The organism is Sphingomonas sp. PAMC26645, from assembly GCF_004795835.1.
Classification (GTDB): Bacteria; Pseudomonadota; Alphaproteobacteria; order Sphingomonadales; family Sphingomonadaceae; genus Sphingomonas.
Map to the genome: position 1 here is coordinate 3,341,038 of NZ_CP039249.1, position 26,888 is coordinate 3,367,925.

A 26,888-nucleotide genomic window follows, 5' to 3' on the forward strand; every position below is an offset into this window, starting at 1 on the left:
GCCAACCGGAATGGATGGGGCGCGTGACACTTGCCTCGTGCGGGCGATCCTTCCATTGCATTCGGGTCGCCCACCGGATCGGGAAATTCGTACGTGATCAGAACCCTTTGCCGTTTCGCCGCGCTGGCATCGATCGCGACGATGGCTCCCGCGCAGCAGAACTCGCCTTCGTCGGTTCGATCGCCCGCCGACCTCTACGGCGCGTTGTTTGACGCCGTGCAGCAAGGCCATGTTTTCGCGGACGGCAAGACGTTCGTCGACGCGGTGCCGAAGCGTCCGGCCGAGGCGATCATGGTCGACTATGTGCGGGCTAAACCCGCTGGCCCGGCGCTGAAAGCATTCGTGCTCGCCAATTTCGCGGTGCCGGGGGAGAATGATCGGGGCTCGGGCGATCTTAGGACGCATGTCCGGACGCTCTGGCCGCAACTCGTGCGCCAGCCGGTCGCGCCGGTCGCGGGCAGTTCCACGCTGCCGCTCCCGGCCCCTTATGTCGTGCCGGGCGGGCGCTTCCGCGAGATCTATTACTGGGACAGCTACTTCACGATGCTCGGGTTGAAGGTCGATGGCCAGCAGCCGCTGGTGGAGTCGATGCTCGACAATTTCACCAGCCTGATCGAGCGCTATGGGCATATCCCGAACGGGACGCGGACCTATTATCTCAGCCGGTCGCAGCCACCTTATTATGCCCTGATGCTCGACCTTTCGACCAACACCGACCCCGAGGTTGCGAAGCGGCGGCTGGCGGCGCTGCGGGTCGAGCACGCGTTCTGGATGAAGGCCACTGTGTGCCTCGACGGCAAGCCCGCCTGCCTGCGCGTGGTGCGGATGCCCGACGGGAGCGTGCTCAACCGCTATTACGACGACCGAGATACGCCGCGGGACGAATCCTATGCCGAGGACGTCGCGACCGCGGCGAAGGCGGCGCCCCGACCCGTTGCCGACACGCAGCGCAACCTGCGGGCGGGTGCGGAAAGCGGGTGGGATTTCAGGTCGCGCTGGCTCCGCGATCCGCGATCGCTCGCGACGGTCCACACCACCGACATCGTGCCCGTCGATCTCAACAGCCTGTTATGGGCGATGGAGCGCCGCATCGCCGCGCGCTGCCAAACTGGGGGCGACGCGCCGTGCGCCGCCACGTTCACGACGCTCGCGGCGAAGCGCAAGACCGCGATAGACCGCTACCTCTGGCAGGCGACGACCGCGCGCTATGCCGACTGGGACCTGTCGACGCGCAAGCCCACCGCGAGCATCAACGCGGCGATGCTGCACCCACTGTTCGTCGGTCTCGCCTCGCAAGCGCAAGCGAAAGCGGTCGCGGCGACGGTGCGCAAGTCGCTGGTGGCGGAGGGCGGCCTGCGGACGACGACGCTGAACACCGGGCAGCAATGGGACGAACCCAATGGCTGGGCGCCTTTGCAATGGGTGGCGATCGCCGGGCTGGCGCGGAACGGCGAACCGGCGCTCGCGAAGGACATCGCCAAGCGTTGGCTCGGGACGGTCGGCGCTGCCTATGCCGAAACGGGCAAGATGCTGGAAAAATACAATATCGAGCAGCGTACGCCGGGTGGCGGCGGCGAATATCCGGTGCAGGACGGCTTCGGCTGGACCAACGGCGTCACCAGCGCGATCCTCGATCGCTATCCCGACTTGGCGCAGAGGGCGAAGTAAGGCCTGAACCCAAGCGAACGTTCCGGCGGCAATGGTTGCTTACGGCACCCGGCGCCACATATGGACGTGCAATGCTCGACCCAGCGCCCGCCAGCCAGACCGACGTCGCCGATATGCTCACACCGGATTTCGTCGTCATCGACGTCGAGACGGCATGCTCGCGCGTCAGCAGCATCTGCCAGGTCGGCATCGTCGGGTTTCGCGATGGCCGCGAGATCTTCGAATACGAGACGCTTGTCGATCCGCGCGACGAGTTCAACGTGTTCAATACCCGGATCCACGGGATCACCGAGCAGCACGTCACCGGCAAACCGTGCTTCGGCGACATCCACGGCATCGTCGATGGCCATTTGTCGGGCCGGACGACGGTGGCGCATTCCTATTTCGACAAGGGCGCACTTGCCGCCGCGTGCCGTATCCATGACCGCCCCCCGATCGAGACGGTCTGGCTCGACAGCGTCCGCGTTGCGCAGCGGGCCTGGCCCGATCTGGCGAGCCACCGGCTGGGCGGCCTCGCGCAGTATCTCGGGATCGCGCACAAGCATCACGACGCGCTGAGCGATGCGCGGGCCGCCGGCTGGGTGATCGTCAAGGCGATAGACCATACCGGCATCGCGCTCGACGAATGGCTGAAACCGCCGCGCAAGCCCGGCCCTGCGCCGCGCCCTGCGCCCACCGGACCGCTCAGCGGCGAACGTATCGCGATCCTTGGTGAGCCTCGCGATGGGAGGCTTGCGTGCGCGATTGCCGCGCTTGGCGGGCGGATCGTGTCGGCGGTCGGCAACACGACGACGATGCTCGTCATCACCGGGCGCGCGCCGTTCAGATATTCGGTGCGCAACAGCGGCGCGTATCGCCGGGCGGAGCAGTATCGACGGCTTGGCGGAACGATCCGCGTGGTCTCCGAAGTCGAGCTCGATCTGCCGGCTATCGCTGCCAGCGTTACGGCAAGCTGAGCAGGCGCGTGCTGCCGGCAATGTGAAGGAATAGCGACCGTCCGCCTTGGCAAACGCCAGATGGGGTGCGACCATTGTCCCAAAGCGATAGCGGAGGGCGATATGCGGTGGGCGACTTGGGGAATGGCGGTCGGCCTGCTGGCCGCACCGGCGATGGCGCAGCGCGTGCAAGTCGCGAGCGGAACGCTCGAAGGGACGCGCGTTTCGACCGCAGCGACGCCGGTCGATGCGTATCTCGGCATCCCCTATGCGGCGGCACCGATCGGCCCGTTGCGGTGGCAGCCGCCGCGGTCGGCGGCGCAATGGACGGGTGTGCGCAAAGCCGACCGGTTCGGTGCGCGTTGCATGCAGCAGCCGCTGTTCGCCGACATGAAGTTCCGCTCGCCCGGTATCAGCGAGGACTGCCTGACGCTCAACGTCTGGACGCCGGCGGGCGCGAAACCAGGCGCGCGGCTGCCCGTGCTGTTCTACATCCATGGCGGCGGCGCGATCGCGGGTGACGGGTCGGAACTGCGCTATGACGGCGCGGCGATGGCGCAGAAGGGCATCGTCGTCGTGACGATCAACTATCGGCTGGGCGCGTTCGGGTTCCTCGCAACCAGCGCGATGGCGGCGGGATCGTCGACACATTCCGCGGGGAATTACGGGCTGCTCGATCAGGCTGCGGCGCTGGCGTGGGTCCGGCGCAACGCCGCCGCGTTCGGGGGCGATCCCGCGCGGATCACGATCGGTGGGGAGAGCGCGGGTTCTATGTCGGTCAGCGTACTGATGACCTCGCCACTCACCCGCACGCAGTTCGCAGGGGCGATCGGCGAGAGCGGCGGCGTGCTGCCGCCGACCTTCCGCCCCAAGTCTCTCGCGGTGGCGACGAAGGACGGCGATGCGTTCGCGGTGGCCGCGGGGGCGCCGTCGCTCGACGCACTTCGGGCGATGCCGGCCGAGGCTTTGCTTGCTGCGCAGGGGACGCAGCGGTTCCGCGCGGACTTCATCGTCGACGGGCAGTTCCTGACCGAGCCGCCGATCGACACCTACGCGGCGGGGCGCGCGGCGCGCGTGCCGTTGCTAGTCGGTGCGAACTCTCAGGAGGGAAGTTGGACGAGCATCCTTGCCGGGCAACCACCGACGGTGGCGAATTATCGCGCAGGCGTCGCGAAGCTCTTTACCGATGCGGATGCGCTACTCGCCTTGTACCCGGCGAAGTCGGATGCCGACGTGCCCGTTGCGGCGACCGCGCTGGCGAGCGATGCGTTTCTCGGCGCGTCGACGTGGCAGTGGTTCGACCTGCACCGCCGGACGCGGCAGCCGACCTATTATTATCATTTCGCGCATCCCCATCCGGCCGCGCTGCCGCCGCTGACCAACCCCGACGTACCGCCGATCGGGGCGGTGCACAGCGCGGAGATCGAATACGCGCTGGGCAACCTCGACACGAACCCGGCCTATGCGTGGACGGCGGACGATCGCCGGATCGCGACGGTGTTCCAGGGGTATTTCGCCGCGTTCATCAAGACCGCCAATCCGAACGCCGCCAGGTTGCCGCACTGGTCGCCTGCGCCATCCGCGGGGGGCGTCATTCCGCGCCAGATCGTCGACGTGCAGACGCGTTCGGAACCGTTCGTCGAGCAGGCACGCTATGTCGCGGCGACACCGTTGCTCGAACGTCGAGTACCTTGAGGCTAGATCTGGCCGACGAACACCGCACCCGGTACCGACAGCGTCTGTCCGGTTGCGGTTAGTCGGCCATCGGGTTCGATCCGGAATATCGCCAGCGTGCCCGACCGCTCGTTGCCGACGAGGACACGACGCTGCGCTTCGAGGACCAGCAGGAAGCGCGGCCAGTTGCCGCCGCTCGAGATATGCTGAAGCGGGCTCGGCACGCCTGAAGCGTCGAGCGCAAAAACCGCGACGCTGTCATGTCCGCGGTTCGAGACGTAGAGCCGCCGCCCGGCCTGGTCGATCGCGATATGCGCGGCCTGCGAGGCGCCCTCGTACCCGCTCGGCAGGGTCGACACCGTGTGGCGGGTCGCGAAACTGCCGTCTGCGCGGGAGTCTAGCATGATGACCGTGTTGGACAGTTCGCACACTACGTAGGCGAGTGGGCGGCGGGGATGGTGGACGAGATGGCGCGGCCCAGCTCCCGGCGGCGCTCGCCATGCCGCGATCGGTTCGGCCAGTGAGCGCGCCTGCGGGTCGAAGCGATAGGCGAAGATCGTGTCCGTTCCCAGGTCGACCGAATGCAGCCAGCGGCGATCCGAGCTGAAGCCGACCCAGTGCGCATGCGGTGCCTCCTGCCGGGCCGTGTTCGGGCCATGCCCCGTGTGGCGGAACACGACTGGCTCGCCTGGCACACCGGTGCGCGCGTCGAGGCGGTGGAACGCGACGCTGCCGCTCGAATAATTGGCGACCGCGAGGCAGGCGCTGGCGCGGTCGATCGCGACGTAACACGGGTCGGCGCCTGCCGTGGAAGTGGTGCCGCGGTGCGACCAGTCGGTCGCGTAAGCAGCGATCTCGCCCGCGGCCTTCTCACGGACGAAGTGATACGCACCGCCCGGGCCGCCGCCGACGCCGAACGAGGCGTCGTCGATCCCGGATATCGGCGTGCCGACCTGCCATGTGTCGCGATCGGGGTCGAACGCGATCGGATACACGCCCTTGCCGCCTTCGCGTGCGTAGGTGCCGGCGATCAACCGTACCCGCCGCTTGCCGCCGCCGGCCGCAACGGCCGGGAAGGCGAGCGTGGCCGCCATCGCGGTCAGGGCCGACCGTCGTGTCGTGGTCCAGTCGGTCATGCCCGTTCCTTTGCAGCTATCGGCGGGTGTCATGCGTCAGCGGTGCCACCGAGGCAACGAACGCCGCTCAGGTTTCGACCGCGTACAGAGCGTGGTGCGTCAGGATGAACAGCGTCCGCCCATTCGCGCCGCCGAAGATCAGTTGCAGCGGGCGTTCGGGGACCTCGATCCGCCCAGTCTCGCGACCGTCGGCGTCGTGGACGAACACCTGGCCGTTGGCGAGGTAGACGCGGCGGTCCGGTCCGACCGCGACGCTCTCGCCGCCGCGATTGGCGAACGGCTTCAGGTCTGTGACGCTGCCGCCCGCGCCGATTAGCCCGCTATAGGTCTTGGCTTCGGAGCCATTGCTGACGAACACGCGCTCGCCGATCTTGGCGTTCACGAAGCCGTAGGTGTCGAGTGCGTCCGAGAAGCGCCAGCCGAGGTGGTTGGGCGGCCCCTGCTGGACGGTACGATACGCGGGCAGGACCAGCGAGCCGTCGGGCGAGACATATTCGCGCGGATTGGGCGCGGCCATATCGCGCGCGAACATCTCGCCGAGCGTCGTGAACTGGTAGGTCGCCGGATCGATCTGATCCTTGAACTCGCCATTCACCCAGAAATTGCCGGGTAGCGCGACGCGCGCATCGCGGTGCGGAGCGACCGGTGTCGGGGGGATCACCGCGATGCTGCCGGGATCACCGGGCTTGATGCTGTAGACGGTTCCTGCCGCGCCATCGGACGACAGCACCATGAGGTTACCCGAGCGATCGACCGCGAGATTGACCGGATCGACGGGTGCGTCGGCGGCGACCGACAGCCCCTCGCTCGCCGTCCAGCCATAGATGCGGTGCGTATGGTGCTCGACGAAGTAGAGCTTGCCCTTCGCATCAACCGCCGCGCCCGCGATCGAGTAGAACCCGTCTTCCAGCTTGCGAACGGCCGGGCCAGTGGTCGTCGCGACCGGCGTGGCGCCGCGCTTCACGTCCAGCACCGCGAACTCGCGTTCGCGCACGTCCGCTCCGGAGGTCATGTCCTGGATCGCGTTTTCGTACGGGAACTTGCTCGCGCGCAGGTCGGTGCCGCAGCCCTCCGCATCGCAGAATGCCAGCCCGCTCTCGCCGTTCACATGCACGTTGCGGAAGCGGATATCGTCGGAATTGTAGATCCGCACCGCCGATGGCGCCGGCTGGAGCGACCGCGTCACTCGGTAAGCGTGATAATTTGCGAACAGGATGTTGCTCGAATTGCGAACCTCGAGCGACAGCGCGTTGCGGCTTTCGCCCGCCTCTTCCTCGGTCTGCGGTGCGAGGAACTCCCAGTTCTTGACGCCGTCGAGGACGATCTCGGCGCGCGCGTGATGCTCGGCGGACATCTCGTACACATGGCCCGGCGTGCTGGTGTTCGAGACATGCAGCCCGGCGGCGGCGAAGGTATTGGGGGTCCACAGATTGTTGAACGTGCCGCCGCCGCCATCGGTGACCGAGAGGCTCGCATATTGCCCGTCCCAGCGCTTGCGCGGATCAGCGTCGCCGGTGTGGTCGGCGTTGTACGGATCGATCCGGCTGCCATCGGCGCGGCTGGTACCATGACCGCCGTGGAAGCGGACGTCGTCGACCAGCGAGTCCGCGCCCGCCTTCCACAGCAACGCGGTCGCGCGCGGGTTGATGCCGCCGGTGGTCAGGCCGATGCCGGAAACGATCGCGGCGCCACCCTTGGCGCTTTCGACCAGCCCCTTGGCGGCACCGACGCCGCGGAAGGCCGGCGTGTCGTCGGCAAGCAGGATCTGCGTCATGTCCGGATGCAGGCCGATCAGCACCGTTTCGGGTCGCAGCTTCAGCGTATCGGAAACGCGGTAGAAGCCGGTCGGGAAATAGACCACGCGGTGCGTGTCGATCGCGCGCTGGATCGCCGCGGTATCGTCGGTGGCGTCGTCGCCCTTCGCACCCGCGCCACGCACGTCGAACCACTGCGCGACGGGCGGCAGCGAGCGGATCGCGGGCGGTATCCGCTTCGGCATTGTCGGGATCGTCGCGGCATCGACGCGCGTCTCGTACTTGCCAGTCGCGCCGAGCCCCGGCAGCGTCAGGCCATAGCTGAACGCCTTGACCCGGTATTCTGCGCCCTGCCCCGCCACGGTCTTCCCGCTGTCACGGAACCGCGCGAAGATCGGCACGGCGCTGGCCGTGGCGTCCTGGAAGCCGATCTGCGTGTGGACATTGTCCTCGTTGCTGATGACGACGGCCGCGTCCGAGACGTTCTCGAACCGCACGTCGCGGCCCCATAGCCAGTCGCCATAGCCGCGGTCGATCTCGATCCCGACGGGGACGTTGCGGATGCTGGTGTTGACGAGTGTCAGCCCCGCCTCGTGCTCGCGGATCGCGGCGTCGCGCTGGCCCTCGAACGACGAATCCAGCAGCGTGTACTGCCATGCGGGAGAGGTCTTCTCGCTGAGGATGCCGTAGCGTCCGCCGAAGAAGCGCAGGTCCTGCCCGACATTGCCGACCTGGTAGATACCGGCCAACCCGGAGCCGATGTGGAAGTCGACATGGCTCAGATACGCGTGCTGCGCCAAGTGGAAACGGACCGCGGTCGCAGCGGGATTGCCGTCGCCGATCTCGAAATTGACGTTGCTGAGCGCGGAATAGAACGTCCCCGAATTGGCGTCGGCGATAGTGGCATCGAACGGTACGCTGGTCGGCGGCGGCACCGGTACCTTTGGCGGTGCGGCGCGGCTGTCGGCGTGCGAACCGGTGAAGAACAGCATGTTCGCCACGCCGGTCTGGAACCCGGGGGTCGCCGCGCCGAGCGTGATGACGGGGCGCGTCTGGCCCGTGCCGAACACGCGCACGCCCGGCCAGACGAAGATCGTTCGCGAGATGCGGTAGCGACCGGCGGGCAGGAAGACGATGCCCTCGCCACCCTTCGCGCTCGCCGCGCTGTCGATCGCGGACTGGATCGCGGCGGTATCGTCGGTTCGGCCGTCACCGCGGCCGCGAACCGTCACCGCGCGTGGATCTGCCGGTGCGGTGAGAAATACCGATTGAGACGGAGAGGCCGAACGGGGAGCTGCAAACGCTGGAACGGTCGTCCCCAGAAGCGCGATCGCTAGTGTCAGTTTCACAGGCTCACCCAAGATTGTTGCGGGACGCGCCGGACGATGTCCGCCAGTGTGCACCGCAGGTAGTGGCGCATGCGACCATAGGCGATCACGACCAAGGTCGTAGTAGCCGATCCCGCGCGCACGGACGATAGACGGTGACGAACCGACCGCGCGCAGCTTATGGAGAGCCAGTGCCTCCTTCCTCCGAAACGATCCCCAATCCGGCTGACGCGCTACCCTATGCCATCATCGTGATGGGCGTCAGCGGCAGCGGCAAGTCGACGCTGGGTGCCGAACTTGCGCAACGTCTGCGCTGCGAATTCCTCGAAGGGGATGCCTTCCATAGTGCCGACAGCGTCGCGAAGATGCGGTCGGGCCAGCCGCTCGACGACCAGGATCGCTGGCCCTGGCTCGATAGGATTGCAGCCGGATTGCACGATGCGGCCCGGACGGATGGTACTGCGGTTGCAGCGTGTTCGGCGTTGAAGCGGGCCTATCGCGATCGACTGGCGGACGCCGTCGGCATGCCGTTGCTGTTCGTGTTCCTCGATACGAAGGACAGCGGCGAACTCGCCCGGCGGCTGGTCCACCGTGCGGACCATTACATGCCGGCCAGCCTGCTCGCGAGTCAGCTCGATACCCTGGAAGAACTGGGTCCCGACGAGCGCGCCGTCACGCTCGATGCGGAGGACGCGCCCGATCGGCTCTGCGCCGAAGCGCTCGCGTGGATCGGACGCGAGATGTCCGGCGCGGCAGAAACCGCTGGAGACGCACGACGAAGGTCGTAATAGCCAAGCCGGCCGACAAGGCCGACACTCGGTGGCAGTACTCGCGCAGGAGTGCGGTCGAGGGTCGTTGATGTCGCTACGCGTTGCTTTCGCCCTCATGCTGGTCTCCGCGCCCGCCGCTGCGCAACAGGCCCCCGTCGTCTCGCTCTGGCCGAACGGCGCGCCCGGATCGGAAGCGCGCCGGACCGAAGCCGAGACCGTGAAGGACAGCTATGTCAGCAACGTCCACAACCCGACACTGACGATCCACCGTCCCGCCCCCAGCCATGCCAACGGTGCCGCGGTGATCATCGCGCCCGGTGGCGGTCACCGGATGCTCGTGTGGATCAACGAGGGCGAGGTGCCGGCTAAGGCGCTCAACCGCTACGGCGTCACGACGTTCGTGCTGAAATACCGCCTCGCGCGTGATCCGGGTTCATCGTACGATATCGAGCGCGACGCGGCGGCCGATCTGCGGCGCGCGGTCCGGTGGGTCCGCGCGCATGCGAGCGACTACGCGATCGATCCTGCCCGGATCGGCGTGATGGGCTTTTCGGCAGGCGGCGAACTAGTGTCACTCATCGCCGACAACCCCGCGCCGACCCAGACGCCGGTGGACGCGATCGATGGGGTGAGCGCACGACCGGACTTCCAGGTGCTCGTCTATCCGGGGCCGCTTGGCACGCCGGCCAAGGCCGTCGTAAACGCGCCGCCCGCGTTCCTTGTCGCGGGGTCGCTCGACCAGTGCTGCGCGACATCGGCGATGGCGCTGTATTCGCAGCTTCGCTCGGCGGGCGTTTCGGCGGAGTTGCACCTTTACGCGGACACCGATCACGCGTTCAATCTCGGCACGCGGTCGGAGCGCATCTCGATCCAGCATTGGCCCGATCGACTGGCGGACTGGCTCGCCGATGGCGGCTGGCTCATTCCGCGCGGATCGGCAAAGATGCTTCCAGTTTCTCGAAAGGAACCCTGATGGAATTCGGCAGGCGTGATCTCCTGGTCGCCGCGGCAACACTGGCCGCCACATCGAGCGGCGTGGCGCGTGCGGCGCCCGACCGGAAGCTCGGCTATGCTATCGTCGGACTCGGCTATTACGGGTTGCAGACGATCATGCCGCAGTTCGTCAATTGTGAGCATTCGCGCGTGACTGCGCTGGTCAGCGGTGACCGGGCAAAGGCGCTTGCGACCGCGGCCAAATACGGCGTGCCCGAGCGGTCGATCTATACCTACGCCGACTTCGATCGCATCCGCGACAATCCGGACGTCGACATCGTCTATGTCTGCCTGCCCAATTCGATGCATGCCGAATACACCATCCGCGCGGCGAAGGCCGGCAAGCACGTCATGTGCGAGAAGCCGATGGCGATCTCGGTCGTCGAATGCGAGCAGATGATTCGCGCGTGCAAGACCGCGGGCAAGAAGCTGATGATCGGTTATCGCTGCCATTTCGAGCCGTTCAACCTGGAGGCGATGCGGTTGGCCAAATCGGGTGCGGCGGGCAAAATCCGCTACGTCCGTTCGGAGCATGGTTTCGTCCAAGGTGATCCGAACAAGTGGCGACTGAAGCGCGCACTGTCGGGCGGCGGGTCGCTGATGGACATGGGCATCTACAGCCTGCAGGCCGCGCGCTACATGACCGGCGAGGAGCCGATCGCGGTCACCGCGCGTGAATCCACCGACCGTCGCGATCCGCGTTTTCGCGAGGTCGAGGACATGATGGAATGGACGCTAGAATTCCCGTCGGGCGCGATCGCCGGGTGCCAGTCGATGTACAGCGCCAACCAGAACCATATCCTGCTGATGGGCGACAAGGGCCGCATCGAGCTGGAACCGGCGACGCGCTACGACGGCAACAAGATGTGGACCGGCCGCGACGGTCGCGAGACCGCGATTACCAGCCCCCCGCCCGGCCCCGGCAAGACGCAGTTCGCGGGGCAGCTCGATCATCTGGCCGAATGCATTCTCGACGGGCGCGAACCGATCGTCTCGGGCGAAGAGGGCCTGCGGGACATGCGGATCGTCGAGGCGATCTATCGGTCCGTGCGCGAAGGCCGGACGGTGAAGCTGTGATGCGGCCGTTGATTGCGGTCGTGCTAGCCGTGGGCGCGAACTCCTCCCTGCCCGCACAGACCACCAGCGATCCGACGAGCTTCGCTGCATCGGCCGACGTGCGCGCGCGGATCGTTGCGCTCGAGAAGACGATGAAGCCGGGCCAGGGGTTCGCCATGGCACCGCTCGTGCAGGCGGACGGGACGAGCGCCTCGCTCGAATATTGGAAGGCGCCGGGCAAGCCTGCTGTGCACCCGGACGAGGCCGAATATGCGACCGTGATGGCGGGTTCTGGGACGCTGGTCTCGGGCGGTACGCTGGTCGCGCCGAAGCTGCGCTTTCCGGGGCTGGTCGAAGGCGACCGGATCGAGGGTGGCACGACGCGGAAGCTTGCAGTCGGCGACGTGTTCCTGATCCCGGCAGGCACGCCGCACTGGTTCGGCATCGATGGCAAGCTGGTGATGCTTGGGACGAAGATCAGGACGTCAGGTCAGCGGAAGCCCAGCCAGTAGAGCAGCCCGATATTGACCGCGAGCAACGGTAGCGCGGTCGGTATCTGCGCGCGGATGACCGCGTTCTTGTCCTTGAGGTCGAGCAGCGCGGCGGGGACGAGATTGAAGTTCGCCGCCATCGGCGTCATCAGCGTGCCGCAGAACCCGCTGAGCATGCCGATCGCCGCGACCACCGCGGGGTCGCCGCCGTAATGCCGCACGAGCAGCGGAATGCCGATCGCCGCGGCCATCACCGGGAACGCCGCGAACGCGTTGCCCATGATCATCGTGAACAGCGCCATGCCGAGCGTGTAGGCGAGGACTGCACCGATCAGGCTGCCCTCCGGGATCGCATGGCCGGCTAGACCGCCGACGACGTCGCCGACGCCGGCCAGCGCGAACACCGCGCCGAGGCTCGCCAGCATCTGGGGGAGCACGGCAGCCCAGCCGATCGCGTCCATCAGCCTTACGCCTTCTGCTAGCGGCGTAGCGATGCGGGGGCGGAACCATAGGTGCATCGCGACCAGTGCGATCACGACGCCGCAGGTCAGCGCGACGAGCGTTGCTTGCTTCGGGTCGACGAGGCTCGGGACTGCGCGGAACAGGACCGTTCCGCCGAGTGCTGCGGCCGGGATGATCAGTGCGGGGAGGAATATTCGGTTGCCTAGCCGGGTGGCTTCGGTGCGACGCCCGTCGAGCGTGGTAGTGGCACGCCCGCCACGGCCCATCGCGCCCGAGCCGGCGATCGCGACGAGGGCCAGGACGAGAACGCCGTTGCCGATATCGCCGAGCTTGCCACCAAGCAGGAAGCTAATCGCCAGCACCGCGTAGAAGGCCGCGTTGCCGAAGCGCTTCGGGTTGGTGCGATCGGTCGCGCTCAGGATCGCGAATGCCGCGAACATCAGGCCGGCGACGCCGTAGATGAAGCCGGTGCCGATCATCGGGCTCGCGCCAGTCGGCGATCGAGCAGCCAAAGGCGGAAGCCGTGGATTACGAACGCGGCGATCGCGGTCGGGAATGCCCACATCGAGAGGTGGAGCGGCTGGATGACGATGCCGTAGCCTTCGAGGACGCCTTTCATCAGCAGGATCGAGCCGATCGCGATGAAGATATCCTCGCCGAAGAAGAGCCCGATATTGTCGGTCGCGGCCGCCATCGCCGGGATGCGGTCGCCACCCGGCGCGACGCCCTGCGCTTCGGCCGCGGCTTCGGCCATCGGTGCGACCAGCGGGCGGACGCTCTGCGCCGGGCCCGCGATCGAGGTCAGGCCGAGTGCCGCGGTGAGCTGACGGAACAGGAGGTAGCCAATCAGCAGCCGGCCCACCGTGGCGCCGCGGAGCTTGCCGATCGCGAGCCGAGTGCGTTCCTGCAATCCGTGTCGTTCGAGCATCCCGATCACCGGGAGCACGATGTAGATCACGGTGACGTAGCGGTTCTCGTTGAACGCCTTGCCGAACGCGGCGAGGATCGGAAGGGGTGCGATCCCGGCAGCAAGGCCGGTTACGAGCGCGGAGACCGCGACGACGAGCAGTGGATTGAACCGGAGCAGGAAGCCGGCGACGATTACCGCGATGCCGCAAAGGACCAGCATGCCGTCTAGCGTGCCTGCTTGGCGAGATCGGCGTCGAACGCGACCTTGGCCTTCGCGACGATCTTCGGGAGCAGCGTAGGATCGACGAACGCGGTCGTGTCGCCGGCTTGGCGACGTTTGCCCTTGGCGATCACGTCGGCGAGTTCGGGGTGCGACGGCAGGACGATGTCGGCGTGCAACGTGCCAAGCATCGCGATGCTGCGGCGGTAGTCGGCGACGATGCCGGGATAGGCACGGTTGCCGATCAGGCGGTTGCCGGCGACGCTGACGCTGCACGGAAAGACGACGTCCAGCGGGCGTGGCTTGGCGGGGATCTGCATCGTCCAGGTCGTGCAGCCGGGCGTGTGTCCCGGCGTGGCGCGTGCTGTGAGCGTGACGTTGCCGAGCGTGACCGTGTCGCCATCGCGGACGCCGCGATCGACGTGGACGGGCGGGAAGCGGATTACGCCGTAGCTGGTCTCGCCGGGCGGTATGCCGACTTCAAGCGCGGGGACGTCGCGAGCACCAGCTACCACGCGAGCGCCGATTGCGCGCTTGAGTGCGGCGACACCCGCGGCGTGATCGAAATGGGCGTGCGTGACGAGGATCAGCTTTACGTCGCGCGGGCGTACTCCAGCGGCGACGATGTTGCGTTCGATCATGCCGGCATTTTCGGCGAGCGTGCCGTCGATCAGGATCGCGCCGGCGCTGGTCTTGATGAGGTAGGCGGCGATACCTTCGCTGCCGACATAGGCGATCGGGCCGGCGATCGGGAACGGTGCCTGCGCGCGCGTCCACGCAGGCGGGTCCGCCGCGCCGAGGAGCAGCGGTGCGCTGGCGGCGATCGCCATCGCGACAACCAGCGATTTGGTGCGACGACCTAACGATCCTCCCTCGCTAGGGGGAGGTGGCAGGCGTAGCCTGACGGAGGGGGCGGTAAGCGGTAACCTCTGCATCTTATCCTCCCCCTCCGTCTGGCAAGTGCCAGCCACCTCCCCCTTGCGGGGGAGGATTACATGCTTCGACTTATTCCCACTCGATCGTGCCGGGCGGCTTCGAGGTATAGTCGTAGGTCACGCGATTGATGCCCTTGACCTCGTTGATGATCCGGGTCGCGACGCGCGGCAGGAAGTCGCCGGGGAACTGGAACGCCTGTGCGGTCATGCCGTCGGTCGAGGTGACTGCGCGCAACGCCAGCACGTTATCGTAGGTGCGGCCGTCGCCCATCACGCCGACGCTGCGGACCGGGAGCAGTACCGCGAACGCCTGCCAGATCGTGTCGTAGAGCCCCGCCGCGCGGATCTCCTCGAGATAGATCGCATCCGCTTTCCGCAGAATGTCGCAGCGTTCCTTGGTGACTTCGCCGGGGATGCGGATCGCCAGGCCGGGTCCGGGGAACGGGTGACGGCCGACGAAAATCTCGGGCAGCCCGAGTTCGCGACCGAGCACGCGGACTTCGTCCTTGAATAGCTCGCGCAACGGCTCGACGAGCTTCATGTTCATGCGCTCTGGCAGACCACCGACATTGTGGTGGCTCTTGATCGTCACCGACGGGCCGCCGGTGAAGCTGACGCTCTCGATCACATCCGGATACAGCGTGCCCTGCGCGAGGAACTCCGCGCCGCCGAGCTTCTTGGCCTCGGTGTCGAACACGTCGATGAAGGTCTTGCCGATGAACTTGCGCTTCAGCTCGGGGTCGGTGATCCCGGCGAGGCCGCTGAGGAACAGCTCCTCGACGTTCACGTGGATCAGCGGGATGTTGTAGGCGCCGCGGAACAGGCTGACGACCTGCTCGCTCTCGCCCGCGCGCATCAGGCCGTGGTCGACGTACACGCAGGTGAGCTGCTCGCCGATCGCCTCGTGGATCAGCACTGCCGCGACTGCCGAGTCGACGCCGCCCGACAGGCCGCAGATGACGCGGCCCTTGCCAACCTGCGCACGGATCTCGGCGATCTTTGTCTCGCGGAACTCGGCCATCGTCCAGTCGCCGCTGAGCCCGCAAACGTGGCGCGCGAAGTTGGCGATCAGCTTGCCGCCATCGGGGGTGTGGACGACCTCGGGGTGGAACTGCACGCCGTAAAAGCGCCGCGCCTCGTCGGCGACGATCGCATAGGGCGCGCCGGTAGAGACCGCGACGGGGGTGAAGCCGGGCGGGATCGCGTCGACCTTGTCGCCGTGGCTCATCCAGACCTGGTGGCGCTCACCCTCCGCCCACAGGCCGTCGAACAGAGCGCAGTTGGACTTGACCTCGATGAACGCGCTGCCGAACTCGCCGCCATCGCCCGAGACGATCACGTTGCCGCCGAGCTGCGCGGACATGACCTGCTGGCCGTAGCAGATGCCGAGGATCGGGATGCCCGCCTCGAAGAAGCGCTGCGGCACGCGCGGTGAGTTCTCGGTGGTGACCGAGGCGGGACCGCCGGAGAGGATGATGCCCTTGGGCTGCATCCGGTCGAACGCGGCCTCGGCGGACTGGAAGGGGGCGATCTCGCTGTAGACGCCAGCCTCGCGCACGCGGCGGGCGATCAGCTGGGTTACCTGGCTGCCGAAATCGACGATGAGAATGCTGTCTGGGTGCTCCATGTCGGGCGCATAGCCGGATGGGACCCGTAACGAAAGAGGCCGCGCCCATTGCTGGACGCGGCCTCTACGGTTTCACTGGTTCTCCTGCGGACGCAGGAGGCCAGGGTAACGGACGATAGCACTTGTGATCCTGGGCTCCTGCGTTCGCAGGAGAACAGTCTTACGCTGCGTCGTCGTACTCAGCGTCCGACATCACCGGACCCGAATCCTGGCCCTTCGCCGAGACGTCACGGTCGACGAACTCGATGACGGCCATCGGCGAGGCGTCCGACATGCGGATACCGGCCTTGATGACGCGGGTGTAGCCGCCGTTGCGATCCGCATAACGGGTCGCGAGCGTGTCGAACAACTTGATCAGCTGCGCATCGTCGAGCAGCTTGCCGTGCGCGAGACGACGGTTGGACAGGCCACCCTTCTTCGCGAGCGTGATCAGCTTCTCGACGTAGGGACGCAATTCCTTCGCCTTGGCGACGGTGGTGGTGATCTGCTCGTGCTTGATGAGCGCGGCGCTCATGTTGCGGAACAGGGCAAGACGGTGGGCCGAGGTCCGCTGAAGCTTACGGCCGCCTACGCGATGGCGCATGTTTAATACCTTTTCGTTCGTTCAGGGGCCGTATGAGGTACCCGGGAGCAGGCAGTGTTGCGGCCACTGCCAATCGCCGTAGTCCAAAGGTCACACTAAGGTTACGCCAACGACGCTCCCTCAGCCTCCCCTCAATTGTCTCCCCGCAAAGGCGGGGATCCAGTCTGGGCACCCGCCTTCGCGGGTGAACAAGAGGTCGGGGCCGATATTACTCGGCCCCGAACCACTTATCCCATTATCTCTTGTTCAAGCTTCTTGGCCATCTCTTCGATGTTCTCAGGTGGCCAGCCGGGGATTTCCATACCCAGGCGAAGACCCATCGACGACAGCACTTCCTTAATTTCGTTCAAGGACTTGCGGCCGAAGTTAGGCGTACGCAGCATCTCGGCCTCGGTCTTGCCGACCAGATCACCGATGTAGATGATGTTGTCGTTCTTGAGGCAGTTCGCCGAACGCACCGACAGTTCCAACTCATCGACCTTCTTGAGAAGGTAGCGGTTGATCTGCTGGGTATCGCCTGCGGGCTCCGCACCACCGGCAGCGGGTGCTGCCTGGCCGATCGGGGCCGACGAACGCGTCACCGACGAGTCGTCGAAGTGGACGAACAGCGCGAGCTGGTCCTGGAGGATGCGACCGGCATAGCCGACTGCGTCTTCCGGGGTGATCGTACCGTCGGTTTCGATCGTCAGCGTCAGCTTGTCGTAATCCAGGTCCTGACCGACGCGGGTCGGGTCGACCTTGTACGACACCTGACGTACCGGCGAGTACAGCGCATCGACCGGGATCAGACCGATCGGCGCGTCGGCCGGGCGGTTTGCGGTCGCGGGCACGTAACCCTTACCGATGTCGGCGGTCAGCTCCATGTTGAGCGTCGCACCCTCATCGAGGTGGCAGATCACGAGATCCTTGTTCATGATCTCGATGTCGCCCGAGACGGCGATGTCGCCGGCCTTGACTTCACCCGGACCCGTTGCCGAGAGCTGGAGGCGCTTGGGCCCCTCGCCCTGCATGCGGATCGCGATCTGCTTCACGTTGAGGACGATGTCGGTCACGTCCTCGCGGACGCCGGCCAGAGACGAGAACTCATGCAGCACGTTCTCGATCTTGATCGAGGTGACGGCCGCGCCCTGCAGCGACGAGAGCAACACGCGACGCAGCGCGTTGCCGAGCGTCAGGCCGAAGCCACGCTCGAGCGGCTCGGCGATGAAAGTCGCCTTGCGCTTGGTGTCGCCACCGGCCTTTTTCTCCAGGCCGCTAGGCTTCTTGAGTTCCTGCCAGTTCTTTGCGTTGACAGACACATGCTTCCCCTAATTTGGGGGCCGACGGAAAGGACTTCCGCCGGCCATTAAAATGCATCCGCGACGCACGTTCGACCTGATCAGGGACGACCGCGCGCGGACAACGTCGGAGAAATCAGACGCGACGACGCTTCGAAGGACGAACGCCGTTGTGCGGGATCGAGGTCACGTCGCGGATCGACGTGATCTGGAAACCGACTGCCTGAAGCGCGCGCAGTGCCGATTCGCGACCCGAGCCGGGGCCCTTGACCTCGACTTCGATCGTGCGGACGCCGTGCTCGGCGGCCTTCTTGCCGGCGTCTTCCGCTGCGACCTGGGCCGCGTACGGAGTCGACTTGCGCGAGCCCTTGAAGCCCATTGCGCCGGCCGACGACCACGAGATCGCGTTGCCCTGGGCATCGGTGATGGTGATCATGGTGTTGTTGAAGCTGGCATTCACGTGAGCGACGCCAGAGGTGATGTTCTTGCGCTCGCGCCGCTTAATGCGCTGAGGTTCGCGTGCCATGGTGTATTTCCTGACCTGTATCTGCGTGACGCCGGGCGGCCCGTTGGGACCAGCGCCGGCGGAGTAATCCATTCAAAAAGTGGATTACTTCTTCTTGCCGGCGATCGGCTTGGCCTTGCCCTTGCGGGTGCGCGCATTGGTATGCGTGCGCTGGCCGCGGACCGGGAGGCCCTTGCGATGACGCAGGCCGCGATAGCAGGCGAGATCCATCAGGCGCTTGATGTTCATCGAGGTCTGGCGGCGCAGATCGCCCTCGACGGTGTGATCGGCGTCGATCGTCTCGCGGATGTGCAGGACTTCCTGGTCGGTCAGGTCCTGGACGCGGGCGGTGTCGGCGATGCCGAGCTTCGCGACGATTTCCTTGGCCTTGGTCGAGCCGATGCCGTGAATATAGGTCAGCGCGATCACCACGCGCTTGTTGGTCGGGATATTAACACCCGCGATACGTGCCATGAACTTGGTTCTCCTGCTCCACGAGGTCCGGCATGGCTGCACAGACCCCATCTCTTAGCGATGAACCGAAACGCACGATAGCGACGAACGCAAACAAGCGCCGCCGGAACCGTCGTGTCGGGGAGAGTTCAACTAGGCGCGGGCGAACGCAGTGTCAAGCGAGCGGTTCCACGGCGGGCGGTACGGCTTGGCGCATCTTGAGCCAGCGGTTGAACGAGACCACCGTCCAGATGAGTTCGACCACCCCGAAGGGCCACGCACCCTGGAGGAAACCGTAGATCGACCCGAGCACGCAGCCGAATGCGAAACCGAGCGTCCACCAGTGCGAGCCGGCTTCCTTGGCGTAGCATAGCAGGGTGAAGGATACCGCGGCTAGGCCGAATAGGGAGAGTGCGTCCATTTGCGACGCTGTGCCCCCATTAGGCGAAAAGCGCCATGCCCTCACCCGCCATTCATCCCGGGAAGTAGAGCGGCGCCACGCTATAGCGATCGAATTGACGCATCTACGAAAAAGGCCTCCGCCAACCGACAGAGGCCTTTTCCATTACACGAGGCGTGATTTACTTCTCGCCATTGTCCTTCACGCCGATCGTCGGAACGTCGACGGTTTCCGTCTCGGTCTTGACCTTCGGGACTTCGACCTTGGTCTTCGATGTTCCGACGACGACTTCCTTCGAGTCCATGTCGACCTTGGGCAATGCCCCGCCCTTGACCGAGACCTCGGGAAGCGCGCCGCTCTTGGTGACGTTGGCGCTCCAGAACCCGGTCGCGAACAGCAGGCCGACGATCACGACGATGACGAGCAAGACGATAGCGATCGTCGTGCCGGGGCCGCGGCGTTTCACGACGACGGTATCGGTGGTGCGGTAATCTGACATTATACTCTCCCTGTTACTGTCCGGAAAACACCCGGAAGAACAGGTTGTTCCGTCGGCGCAACGGTATGAGCGAAAGCCTGCATTTGCTCGACGTATCTACCTTGAGCATCTTGCGCGCGCCGGGCGTTTACGGCCGGACAGCATTCCTATGTCGCCGCGCGTAAGTTTCACCCGGTCCAAGGTCACAATCGCAACCATGCGTTCCGACGGTGAATGTCGGAAATGGGAAGGTAAGCGGACGCGCTGCTACTCTTTCCGGTAGCGAACCTTCGCGCCGCCCGGCACGACAGATGCGACACGGGAAGCTAGGTTTTCTCCCTCGGCGTTCAGTCGGGCGATGGCGCTCGAAGTCTCGGTATCTGCAAGCACCACCTCGCCCATTCTCTCGTTCCACGAGAGCAAGTCTGCTCGGAGTTCAGGGGGAAGACTCACGGGCATCTCAGGACCGCGCAGTTCATTCTCGGCCCCGAGAGGGCGATCACCGGCGAGGTCGCAGCTCAACACCAAGTACATCATGTCGCACTCTTACGGCTTGATGGACCGCTTGGCCACGACCGGCTTTGGGCGGAAGCGGTCGTTCCGTGGTGGTTCCGAGACCTTTACTATGACCACCGAGCAAAATTCGTAAGCCGTTCACTTGCGCCCAAAAAGCTTCTCGATGTCCGAATGCGCGAGCTTCACCCAGGTGGGGCGGCCGTGGTTGCATTGGCCGGAATGGGGGGTGACTTCCATTTCTCGGAGGAGCGCGTTCATTTCGGGGACCGACAGGATGCGGCCGGCGCGGACGGAGCCGTGGCAGGCCATCGTGCCGGCTACTGCGTCTAGGCGCTCTTTCAGGGATAGCGCGTCGTCGAAGGCGGCGAGTTCGTCGGCCAGGTCGGTTACGAGGCCTTTTGGGTCGCTTTGGCCGAGGAGCGCGGGGGTGGCTCGGACCAGCATGGCGTGGGGGCCGAAGCGTTCGAGGTCTAGGCCGAATTCCGACAGTTCTTCGGCGCGGGACTCGAGGCGGTCGCAGGCGGATTCGTCGAGTTCTACGACTTCGGGGATGAGGAGGGCTTGGCTCGCGATGGTGCCGCCGATCAGGGCTGCGCGCATGCGTTCGAGGACGAGGCGTTCGTGGGCGGCGTGCTGGTCGACGAGGACGAGACCGTCTTCGGCTTCGGCTACTATGTAGGTTTTTGCGACCTGGCCACGCGCTACGCCCATCGGGAAGGCCGCGGTTTGCGGTGGGGGTGTCCAGGCGGGTTCTGCGCGCGCCTGCGGGGGCGCGGCGAAGAAGGTGGGGCGGGCTTCGTTTACGGTGCTGTAGCTTCGGCTTTCCAGCGGGAGCCTTTCGGGCGTGCCCTCACCTTCCCATCCGCTTTGCGGACGGGCCCCTTCCTCTCGCCGGGGGGGAGAGGAGTTTTCGGGTTGCCACATCGAGAGGGCGGACTCGCTGGCGCGTTGGCTTCTGTGGCCGGCCGCGTCGAGGGCGCGGCGGAGGCCAGAGACTATGAGGCCTCGCACCATTGCGGGGTCGCGGAAGCGGACTTCGGTCTTGGCGGGGTGGACGTTGACGTCGACCTGGTCGGTCGGGATGTCGAGGAACAGCGCGACGACGGCGTGGCGGTCGCGCGGGAGCATCTCGGCATAGGCGCCGCGGATCGCGCCCATCAGCAGGCGGTCCTTTACCGGGCGGCCGTTGACGAAGAGGTACTGGTGGTCGGCAATGCCGCGATTGTAGGTCGGCAGGCTGGCGACGCCGCCTAATACGAGGCCTTCCCGTTCGAGGTCGATCGCCACCGAATTGTCGGCGAGCGCGCGGTCGGTGAGCGTCGCCACCCTGCCCGGCCGGTCCTCGACCTGCATCGCCGACAGCGCGCGGCGGCCGTCATGTTCCAACGTGAAACCGATGTCGGGGCGTGCCATCGCGAGCCGGCGAACGACGTCGAGGCACGCAGCGTATTCGGCGCGGGGGGAGCGGAGGAACTTGCGGCGGGCGGGGACGCGCGCGAACAGATCCTCGACGACGACGCGGGTGCCGGGCGGGAGCGCGGCGGGGCCTTCGCGCTCGACCTCGCCATTGTCGACGGTGCGCGCCCAGCCTTCGGCGCCGCGGATCCGGCTTTCGATCGTCAGCCTTGCGACGCTCGCGATCGAGGGCAGCGCCTCACCGCGAAAACCGAGCGTCACGACCGATTCGATGAACTCGTCGGGCAGCTTGGAGGTCGCGTGGCGTTCGAGTGCCAAGGCCATGTCAGCGGGGGTCATACCGCAGCCGTCATCAGCGACTTCGATCCGCGACGTGCCGCCTTCCACGAGGAGAATCGCGACGCGTCCTGCCCCTGCGTCGATGGCGTTTTCGACTAACTCCTTCAACGCGCTGGCGGGTCTTTCCACCACTTCACCGGCGGCGATGCGATTGACCAGATGCTCGGGGAGACGCCGTATTGACATGGGTTTGCGTCTAGACCAAGCGACGGCATCCCGCGACCCGCAAACGCAAGCACCCGGTGAGTTAAACACCGGCGGGCCACGCGAGATTTTTGTGCGATGGGCTGCCCGTCCGGCGGCCAAGGATTACGGGACCCTGATTGAATGGCCTTCTACTCGCGTTTCTTCAAGTTCATGTCGCACGACATGGCGATCGACCTCGGCACCGCGAACACCGTCGTCTACGTCCGTGGCCGCGGCATCGTCCTGAACGAGCCGTCGGTGGTCGCGGTCGAGACGATCAACGGCATCAAGCGCGTCAAGGCGGTCGGCGACGACGCCAAGATGATGATGGGCAAGACGCCAGGGAACATCGAGGCGATCCGCCCCTTACGCGACGGCGTGATCGCGGACATCGACGTCGCCGAACAGATGATCAAGTATTTCATCCAGAAGGTCCACGGCCCGCGCAAGTTCGCGCGTTGGCCCGAGATCGTGATCTGCGTGCCGTCGGGCTCCACCAAGGTCGAGCGCCGAGCGATCCGCGATGCCGCGTCGAACGCGGGCGCATCGCAGGTCTGGCTGATCGAGGAGCCGATGGCGGCGGCGATCGGCGCGGACATGCCGGTCACCGAGCCGATCGGTTCGATGGTCGTCGACATCGGCGGCGGCACGACCGAAGTCGCGGTGCTGTCGCTGCGCGGTCTCGCCTACACGACCTCGGTACGCGTCGGCGGCGACAAGATGGACGAGGCGATCGTCTCGTACGTCCGCCGCAACCATAACCTGCTGATCGGCGAAGCGACCGCGGAGCGGATCAAGAAGGAGGTCGGGATCGCCAAGCCGCCGGTCGACGGCATCGGCATGATCATCCAGATCAAGGGCCGCGATCTCGTCAACGGCGTGCCCAAGGAGATCCAGATCAACCAGGGCCAGATCGCCGAAGCACTGAGCGAGCCGGTCGCGACGATCGTCGAGGGCGTCCGCGTCGCGCTCGAGAACACCGCGCCCGAACTGGCTGCGGATATCGTCGACCAGGGCATCGTGCTGACCGGCGGCGGCGCGCTGCTCCAGGGTCTGGACGAAGTGCTGCGCGACGAGACCGGCCTGCCGGTGACGGTCGCCGAGGACCCGCTGACCTGCGTCGCGCTCGGCACCGGTCGCGCGCTCGAGGACCCGCTGTTCCGCGGCGTGCTGATGAGCGGCTAAGGGTTTGTTTTTGCTTTAAGACATACGGACACGAAATCGCGCCGTCCGAGTCGTGGAGGTTCTGGCCTCCATGCTTCGGCGGCGCCCGAGACAGGGGGACAGGCGCATGGCGCCAGCCCGCGACCGGCGCACGGGGTTTTCCCGGCGTCGGCAATATGGTGTGTTCATGGGCTATGTGCTCGCCGTCGCTGGTGCGGTGGTGGGCCTGGTGCTGCTCGTCGCGTCTACGTTCAATCCGCCCGCGTTTTCCGCGCTGCGGATGGGCGTTGCGGGGGTTACGACGCCAGTGTCGACCGGGCTCGCTACGGTTGGATCGTCGATCTCGGGCATCCCCGATGCGATCGGCAACTATTTCTTCGTGAAGCAGGAGAACGTCGCGTTGCGCGCCGATCGCGAGCGAACGCGGGCGCTGCTGATGCGCGCGCGGACGATCGCCTATGACAATCGCCGGTTGCGTAGCCTGCTCGCGATCCGCGAACGCTCGACCGCGCCGGTGGTGACCGCGCGGCTGGTGAGTTCGAGCGCGTCGAGCGGGCGGCGCTATGCGTTGCTCAATGCGGGTCGCTGGAACGGCGTGCTGCCCGGCATGCCGGTGCGCGGCCCCGACGGCCTGATCGGTCGCGTGGTCGAGACCGGGCCCAACGCGGCGCGCATCCTCTTGCTCAGCGACGGCGACAGCATCGTGCCCGTCCGCCGTACGCGCGACGGCATGCCAGCGATCGCAGCGGGGCGCGGCGACGGGATGATCGACATCCGCTCGGTGAATGCCACCAACGTCCGCTTCAATGCGGGCGACCTGTTCGTGACGACCGGGACCGGTGGCATCTACGCGCCGGGCGTGCCCGTCGCGCGCGTGACCAAGGCTGGGTCGGACTCGGTGATGGCGCGCGCGTTCGCCGATCCCGACACACTCGATTTCGCACTGGTCGAGCGGATGTTCATGCCGGTGCCGCCGCCTCGTCCGGTAGCGCAGCAATGAGTCGCGCTCGCGTCGTCGACAGCGTCGACTACAAGCCGTTCGGGACGAAGATCCCGGCGGGCCGGTCGCGTGCGATCCCGTGGCTGACGGTGATGGCCGGGTCACTGATCACGATCATCCCGGTGGTCGCGACGATCCCGCTGCTGCCGCCGTTCGGGTTCGTCATGCTGCTCGCGTGGCGGCTGCTAGCACGGTTCGCGTTCAAGCCCTGGGCCGCCGCGCCGCTCGGCTTCTTCGATGATCTCGTCAGCGGACAGCCGCTCGGCAGCGCGGTACTGATGTGGTCGCTCGCGTTCGTCGCGATCGACATGATCGAACAACGCTTGGCCTTCCGCGACTATTGGCAGGACTGGCTGATCGCCGGCGGGCTGATCGCCGCGTGCATCCTGGTCGGACGCTTCATCGCGGTGCCGGTCGGCGCGCATGTCGACACGATCCTGATCGCGCAGATCGCGGTCACGATCCTGATGTTCCCGCTGGCGGCCCGCATCGTCGCCGCGATTCAGAACAAACGGGGCGCCGAGTGAGGAATACCCCGCGGATCGTCACCGAGATGTCGCAGGCGTACAGCTTCTCGCGCCGCGCGTGGATGCTGGGCGCGGCGCAAGGCGGCGTTGGCTTGCTGCTCGCCGGGCGGATGGCATGGCTGTCAATCGCGCAGAACGAGCGCTACACGCAAATGTCGGAGAGCAACCGCGTCAACATGACGCTGTTGCCGCCGCGGCGGGGCTGGATCGTCGACCGCCACGGCGTGCCGATCGCCAACAACCGCACCGATTTCCGCGTCGACATCATCCCCGACCGCCTCCGCGACAAGGAGCGCGTGCTGCCGCTGCTCGGCCGCATCCTCCAATTGCCGCCCGAGGAAGTCGAGCGGATCGCGATCGATCTCGAACACGCCGCCGGGTTCCAGCCCGTCCAGGTGGCGGAGAATCTCGATTGGGAGCGGTTCGCCGCGGTCAGCGTCCGCCTACCCGAACTTCCCGGTGTCGCGCCGACGCGCGGGTTCGCGCGCAGCTATCCGGCGGGCGCCGCGGTCGCGCACCTCACCGGCTATGTCGGCGTCCCCAATGCCGAGCAGTACAAGAAGACGCACGATCCGCTGCTCGTCACGCCCGGCTTCAAGCTTGGCAAGGACGGGCTCGAGAAGATGCTGGAGGCCGAGCTCCGCGGCGTCGCCGGTGCCAAGCGCGTCGAGGTCACCGCACGCGGCAAGCTGGTCGCCGAGCTCGCCACCAAGCCCGATGTCCCCGGCAGGACCGCGCGGCTGACGATCGACGTTGGGCTTCAAGAATACGCGGCGCGGCGGCTCGGCACCAACTCCGGGTCGGTCGTGGTGCTCGATACCCGCACCGGCGAGATGCTCGCGATGGTGTCGATGCCAGCCTATGATCCGAACAGCTTTTCGGACGGGATCAGCCATCTCGAATGGCAGATGCTGAGCGACGACGATCACGTGCCGCTGATGAACAAGGTCACGCAGGGGCTGTATCCGCCGGGCTCGACGGTCAAGCCGATGAATGGCCTCGCGCTGATGAATGCGGGCGTCGATCCATCGACGCGCGTCAATTGCTCGGGGGCGATGCGGCTCGGGACCAGCGTGTTCCATTGCCACAAGAAAAGCGGCCACGGTCCGCTCGATCTCAAGAACGCGATCATGCAGAGCTGCGACATCTATTTCTACGAGATGGCGCGGCGGGTCGGCTACAACGCGATCGCGCCGATCGCGCGGACGTTGGGGATGGGGCAAAAGTTCGACCTGCCCTTCTCGACGCAGCGTTACGGCACGGTCCCCGATCCGGCGTGGAAGCTGAAGAAGTACAAGCACGACTGGACGGTTGCGGATTCGCTCAACGCGTCGATCGGCCAGGGCTATGTGCTGGCCAACCCGTTGCAGCTCGCGGTGATGGCGGCGCGGCTCGCCTCAGGGCGCGCGTTGCAGCCGAGCATTCTCGCCAGCCACGTCCACCGCGACTCCCCTGCCCTCGCGATCGATTCCGAGCATCTCGCGCGTGTCCGCGACGCGATGTTCGGCGTGATCAACCAGGGCGGCACCGGCGGCGCGGCGAAACTGCTGATCCCCGGCGTCGCGATCGCGGGCAAGACCGGCACCGCGCAGGTCCGTCGCATCACGATGGCGGAGCGGCGCTCGGGCGTGCTCAAGAACGGGCAGCTGCCGTTCAAGATGCGCGACCACGCGCTCTTCATCGGTTTCGCGCCCGCCGATAACCCGCGGTACGCGCTCGCGGTGGTGCTCGAGCATAACGGTCACACCGTGCGCAATCTCGACACGCCGATGATCGGTCGCGACATCATGACCTATATGCTCGACCGCGAGCGTGCGCTGAAATCGCTTGCCGAAGTCGAACCGACCTGGGGCGGCGATATCCGCACGCGCATGGCGGCGACCGCGGAGACCTACCGCAAGGCGCAGTCCGCGCCCCCCGCGGCGATCGCCACGAAGACCGACGCGATCGTGCCCAGCGACGCCCCCGCGGTCGAGAACGCGACCGACATGGCCAACGCCACGCAGGAAGCGCTGACGGCGCCGGGCGCTACGGTCGCCGAAGATGATTCAAGGGACCGCCAGCCGTGAACCGTACCGAGCGTCAG

Annotated in this window: 25 protein-coding genes; 11 read left to right on the forward strand and 14 right to left on the reverse strand. The window is 66.3% G+C overall.

Features of this window, described 5'->3' with window-relative positions; translation table 11 throughout:
• Positions 1–93 precede the first annotated feature (93 nt).
• From treF to E5673_RS15380, 3 genes are all read left to right on the forward strand, one after another.
• A complete protein-coding gene (gene treF / locus E5673_RS15370) occupies positions 94–1,668 on the forward strand; it encodes an alpha,alpha-trehalase TreF (RefSeq protein ID WP_348769868.1) in 1,575 nt (524 codons plus the stop codon).
• 71 nt (positions 1,669–1,739) lie between these two features.
• The gene (locus E5673_RS15375) at positions 1,740–2,624 is read left to right on the forward strand and encodes an exonuclease domain-containing protein (protein WP_247599420.1); all 885 of its coding nucleotides are present in this window, start codon (positions 1,740–1,742) and stop codon (positions 2,622–2,624) included.
• Positions 2,625–2,726: 102 nt separating this feature from the next.
• Positions 2,727–4,298 (forward strand): carboxylesterase family protein, encoded by a 1,572-nt coding sequence (locus tag E5673_RS15380; RefSeq protein ID WP_210731757.1) that lies wholly within the window; start codon positions 2,727–2,729, stop codon positions 4,296–4,298.
• 2 nt (positions 4,299–4,300) lie between these two features.
• Here E5673_RS15380 and E5673_RS15385 read toward each other — a convergent pair whose 3' ends face one another.
• The gene (locus E5673_RS15385; protein WP_168711649.1) at positions 4,301–5,413 is read right to left on the reverse strand and encodes a lactonase family protein; all 1,113 of its coding nucleotides are present in this window, start codon (positions 5,411–5,413) and stop codon (positions 4,301–4,303) included.
• Positions 5,414–5,480: 67 nt separating this feature from the next.
• The gene (locus E5673_RS15390) at positions 5,481–8,489 is read right to left on the reverse strand and encodes a glycosyl hydrolase family 28-related protein (RefSeq protein ID WP_247599695.1); all 3,009 of its coding nucleotides are present in this window, start codon (positions 8,487–8,489) and stop codon (positions 5,481–5,483) included.
• A 260-nt stretch (positions 8,490–8,749) separates the two neighbouring features.
• Between E5673_RS15390 and E5673_RS15395 the strand changes: the two genes are divergently transcribed.
• The 4 genes from E5673_RS15395 to E5673_RS15410 all read left to right on the forward strand — a co-directional run bounded on the left by E5673_RS15395 (position 8,750) and on the right by E5673_RS15410 (position 11,826).
• Positions 8,750–9,283: a gluconokinase gene (locus tag E5673_RS15395; RefSeq protein WP_136191553.1), complete on the forward strand. Its 534-nt coding sequence runs from the start codon at positions 8,750–8,752 to the stop codon at positions 9,281–9,283.
• A 70-nt stretch (positions 9,284–9,353) separates the two neighbouring features.
• On the forward strand, positions 9,354–10,238 hold the full coding sequence (locus E5673_RS15400; RefSeq protein WP_136190689.1) for an alpha/beta hydrolase: 885 nt from the start codon (positions 9,354–9,356) through the stop codon (positions 10,236–10,238).
• The gene (locus tag E5673_RS15405; RefSeq protein ID WP_136190690.1) at positions 10,238–11,335 is read left to right on the forward strand and encodes a Gfo/Idh/MocA family oxidoreductase; all 1,098 of its coding nucleotides are present in this window, start codon (positions 10,238–10,240) and stop codon (positions 11,333–11,335) included. The genes E5673_RS15400 and E5673_RS15405 overlap by 1 nt, the downstream gene beginning before the upstream one ends.
• A complete protein-coding gene (locus E5673_RS15410) occupies positions 11,335–11,826 on the forward strand; it encodes a cupin domain-containing protein (protein WP_136190691.1) in 492 nt (163 codons plus the stop codon). Before E5673_RS15405 ends, E5673_RS15410 begins: the two co-directional genes overlap by 1 nt.
• Here E5673_RS15410 and E5673_RS15415 read toward each other — a convergent pair.
• The 12 genes from E5673_RS15415 to mutL all read right to left on the reverse strand — a co-directional run bounded on the left by E5673_RS15415 (position 11,805) and on the right by mutL (position 22,111).
• A complete protein-coding gene (locus E5673_RS15415; RefSeq protein ID WP_136190692.1) occupies positions 11,805–12,746 on the reverse strand; it encodes a DUF979 domain-containing protein in 942 nt (313 codons plus the stop codon). The two genes, E5673_RS15410 and E5673_RS15415, sit on opposite strands and share 22 nt — an antisense overlap.
• On the reverse strand, positions 12,743–13,396 hold the full coding sequence (locus E5673_RS15420; RefSeq protein ID WP_136190693.1) for a DUF969 domain-containing protein: 654 nt from the start codon (positions 13,394–13,396) through the stop codon (positions 12,743–12,745). Before E5673_RS15420 ends, E5673_RS15415 begins: the two co-directional genes overlap by 4 nt.
• Before the next feature lie 5 nt (positions 13,397–13,401).
• Complete coding sequence (gene bla / locus E5673_RS15425) at positions 13,402–14,226, reverse strand: subclass B3 metallo-beta-lactamase (protein ID WP_136190694.1); 825 nt, start codon at positions 14,224–14,226, stop codon at positions 13,402–13,404.
• Positions 14,227–14,401: 175 nt separating this feature from the next.
• A complete protein-coding gene (gene guaA / locus E5673_RS15430) occupies positions 14,402–15,958 on the reverse strand; it encodes a glutamine-hydrolyzing GMP synthase (protein WP_136190695.1) in 1,557 nt (518 codons plus the stop codon).
• A 160-nt stretch (positions 15,959–16,118) separates the two neighbouring features.
• Complete coding sequence (rplQ, locus tag E5673_RS15435) at positions 16,119–16,541, reverse strand: 50S ribosomal protein L17 (protein WP_056482675.1); 423 nt, start codon at positions 16,539–16,541, stop codon at positions 16,119–16,121.
• Positions 16,542–16,768: 227 nt separating this feature from the next.
• On the reverse strand, positions 16,769–17,839 hold the full coding sequence (locus E5673_RS15440; RefSeq protein WP_031395236.1) for a DNA-directed RNA polymerase subunit alpha: 1,071 nt from the start codon (positions 17,837–17,839) through the stop codon (positions 16,769–16,771).
• 115 nt (positions 17,840–17,954) lie between these two features.
• A complete protein-coding gene (gene rpsK / locus E5673_RS15445; protein WP_031395237.1) occupies positions 17,955–18,344 on the reverse strand; it encodes a 30S ribosomal protein S11 in 390 nt (129 codons plus the stop codon).
• 84 nt (positions 18,345–18,428) lie between these two features.
• Positions 18,429–18,797, reverse strand: coding sequence for a 30S ribosomal protein S13 (gene rpsM / locus E5673_RS15450; protein WP_056015521.1), 369 nt, complete (start codon positions 18,795–18,797; stop codon positions 18,429–18,431).
• A 154-nt stretch (positions 18,798–18,951) separates the two neighbouring features.
• The gene (locus E5673_RS15455) at positions 18,952–19,197 is read right to left on the reverse strand and encodes a hypothetical protein (protein WP_136190696.1); all 246 of its coding nucleotides are present in this window, start codon (positions 19,195–19,197) and stop codon (positions 18,952–18,954) included.
• Positions 19,198–19,357: 160 nt separating this feature from the next.
• Complete coding sequence (locus E5673_RS15460) at positions 19,358–19,675, reverse strand: hypothetical protein (protein ID WP_056482681.1); 318 nt, start codon at positions 19,673–19,675, stop codon at positions 19,358–19,360.
• 246 nt (positions 19,676–19,921) lie between these two features.
• Positions 19,922–20,191: a hypothetical protein gene (locus E5673_RS15465; RefSeq protein WP_136190697.1), complete on the reverse strand. Its 270-nt coding sequence runs from the start codon at positions 20,189–20,191 to the stop codon at positions 19,922–19,924.
• A 117-nt stretch (positions 20,192–20,308) separates the two neighbouring features.
• Entirely contained in the window at positions 20,309–22,111 is a 1,803-nt protein-coding gene (mutL, locus tag E5673_RS15470) for a DNA mismatch repair endonuclease MutL (protein WP_136190698.1), read from the reverse strand.
• A gap of 141 nt (positions 22,112–22,252) precedes the next feature.
• Between mutL and E5673_RS15475 the strand changes: the two genes are divergently transcribed.
• The 4 genes from E5673_RS15475 (at position 22,253) to mrdA (ending at position 26,871) form a co-directional block, all read left to right on the forward strand.
• Positions 22,253–23,296 (forward strand): rod shape-determining protein, encoded by a 1,044-nt coding sequence (locus tag E5673_RS15475; RefSeq protein WP_055878614.1) that lies wholly within the window; start codon positions 22,253–22,255, stop codon positions 23,294–23,296.
• A gap of 106 nt (positions 23,297–23,402) precedes the next feature.
• Complete coding sequence (gene mreC, locus E5673_RS15480; protein ID WP_136190699.1) at positions 23,403–24,275, forward strand: rod shape-determining protein MreC; 873 nt, start codon at positions 23,403–23,405, stop codon at positions 24,273–24,275.
• A complete protein-coding gene (mreD, locus tag E5673_RS15485; protein WP_136190700.1) occupies positions 24,272–24,802 on the forward strand; it encodes a rod shape-determining protein MreD in 531 nt (176 codons plus the stop codon). Before mreC ends, mreD begins: the two co-directional genes overlap by 4 nt.
• 26 nt (positions 24,803–24,828) lie before the next feature.
• Positions 24,829–26,871 carry a penicillin-binding protein 2 gene (mrdA, locus tag E5673_RS15490; RefSeq protein ID WP_210731881.1) on the forward strand — a complete coding sequence of 681 codons (2,043 nt, stop codon included), beginning with the start codon at positions 24,829–24,831 and terminating at the stop codon, positions 26,869–26,871.
• Positions 26,872–26,888: the final 17 nt, after the last annotated feature.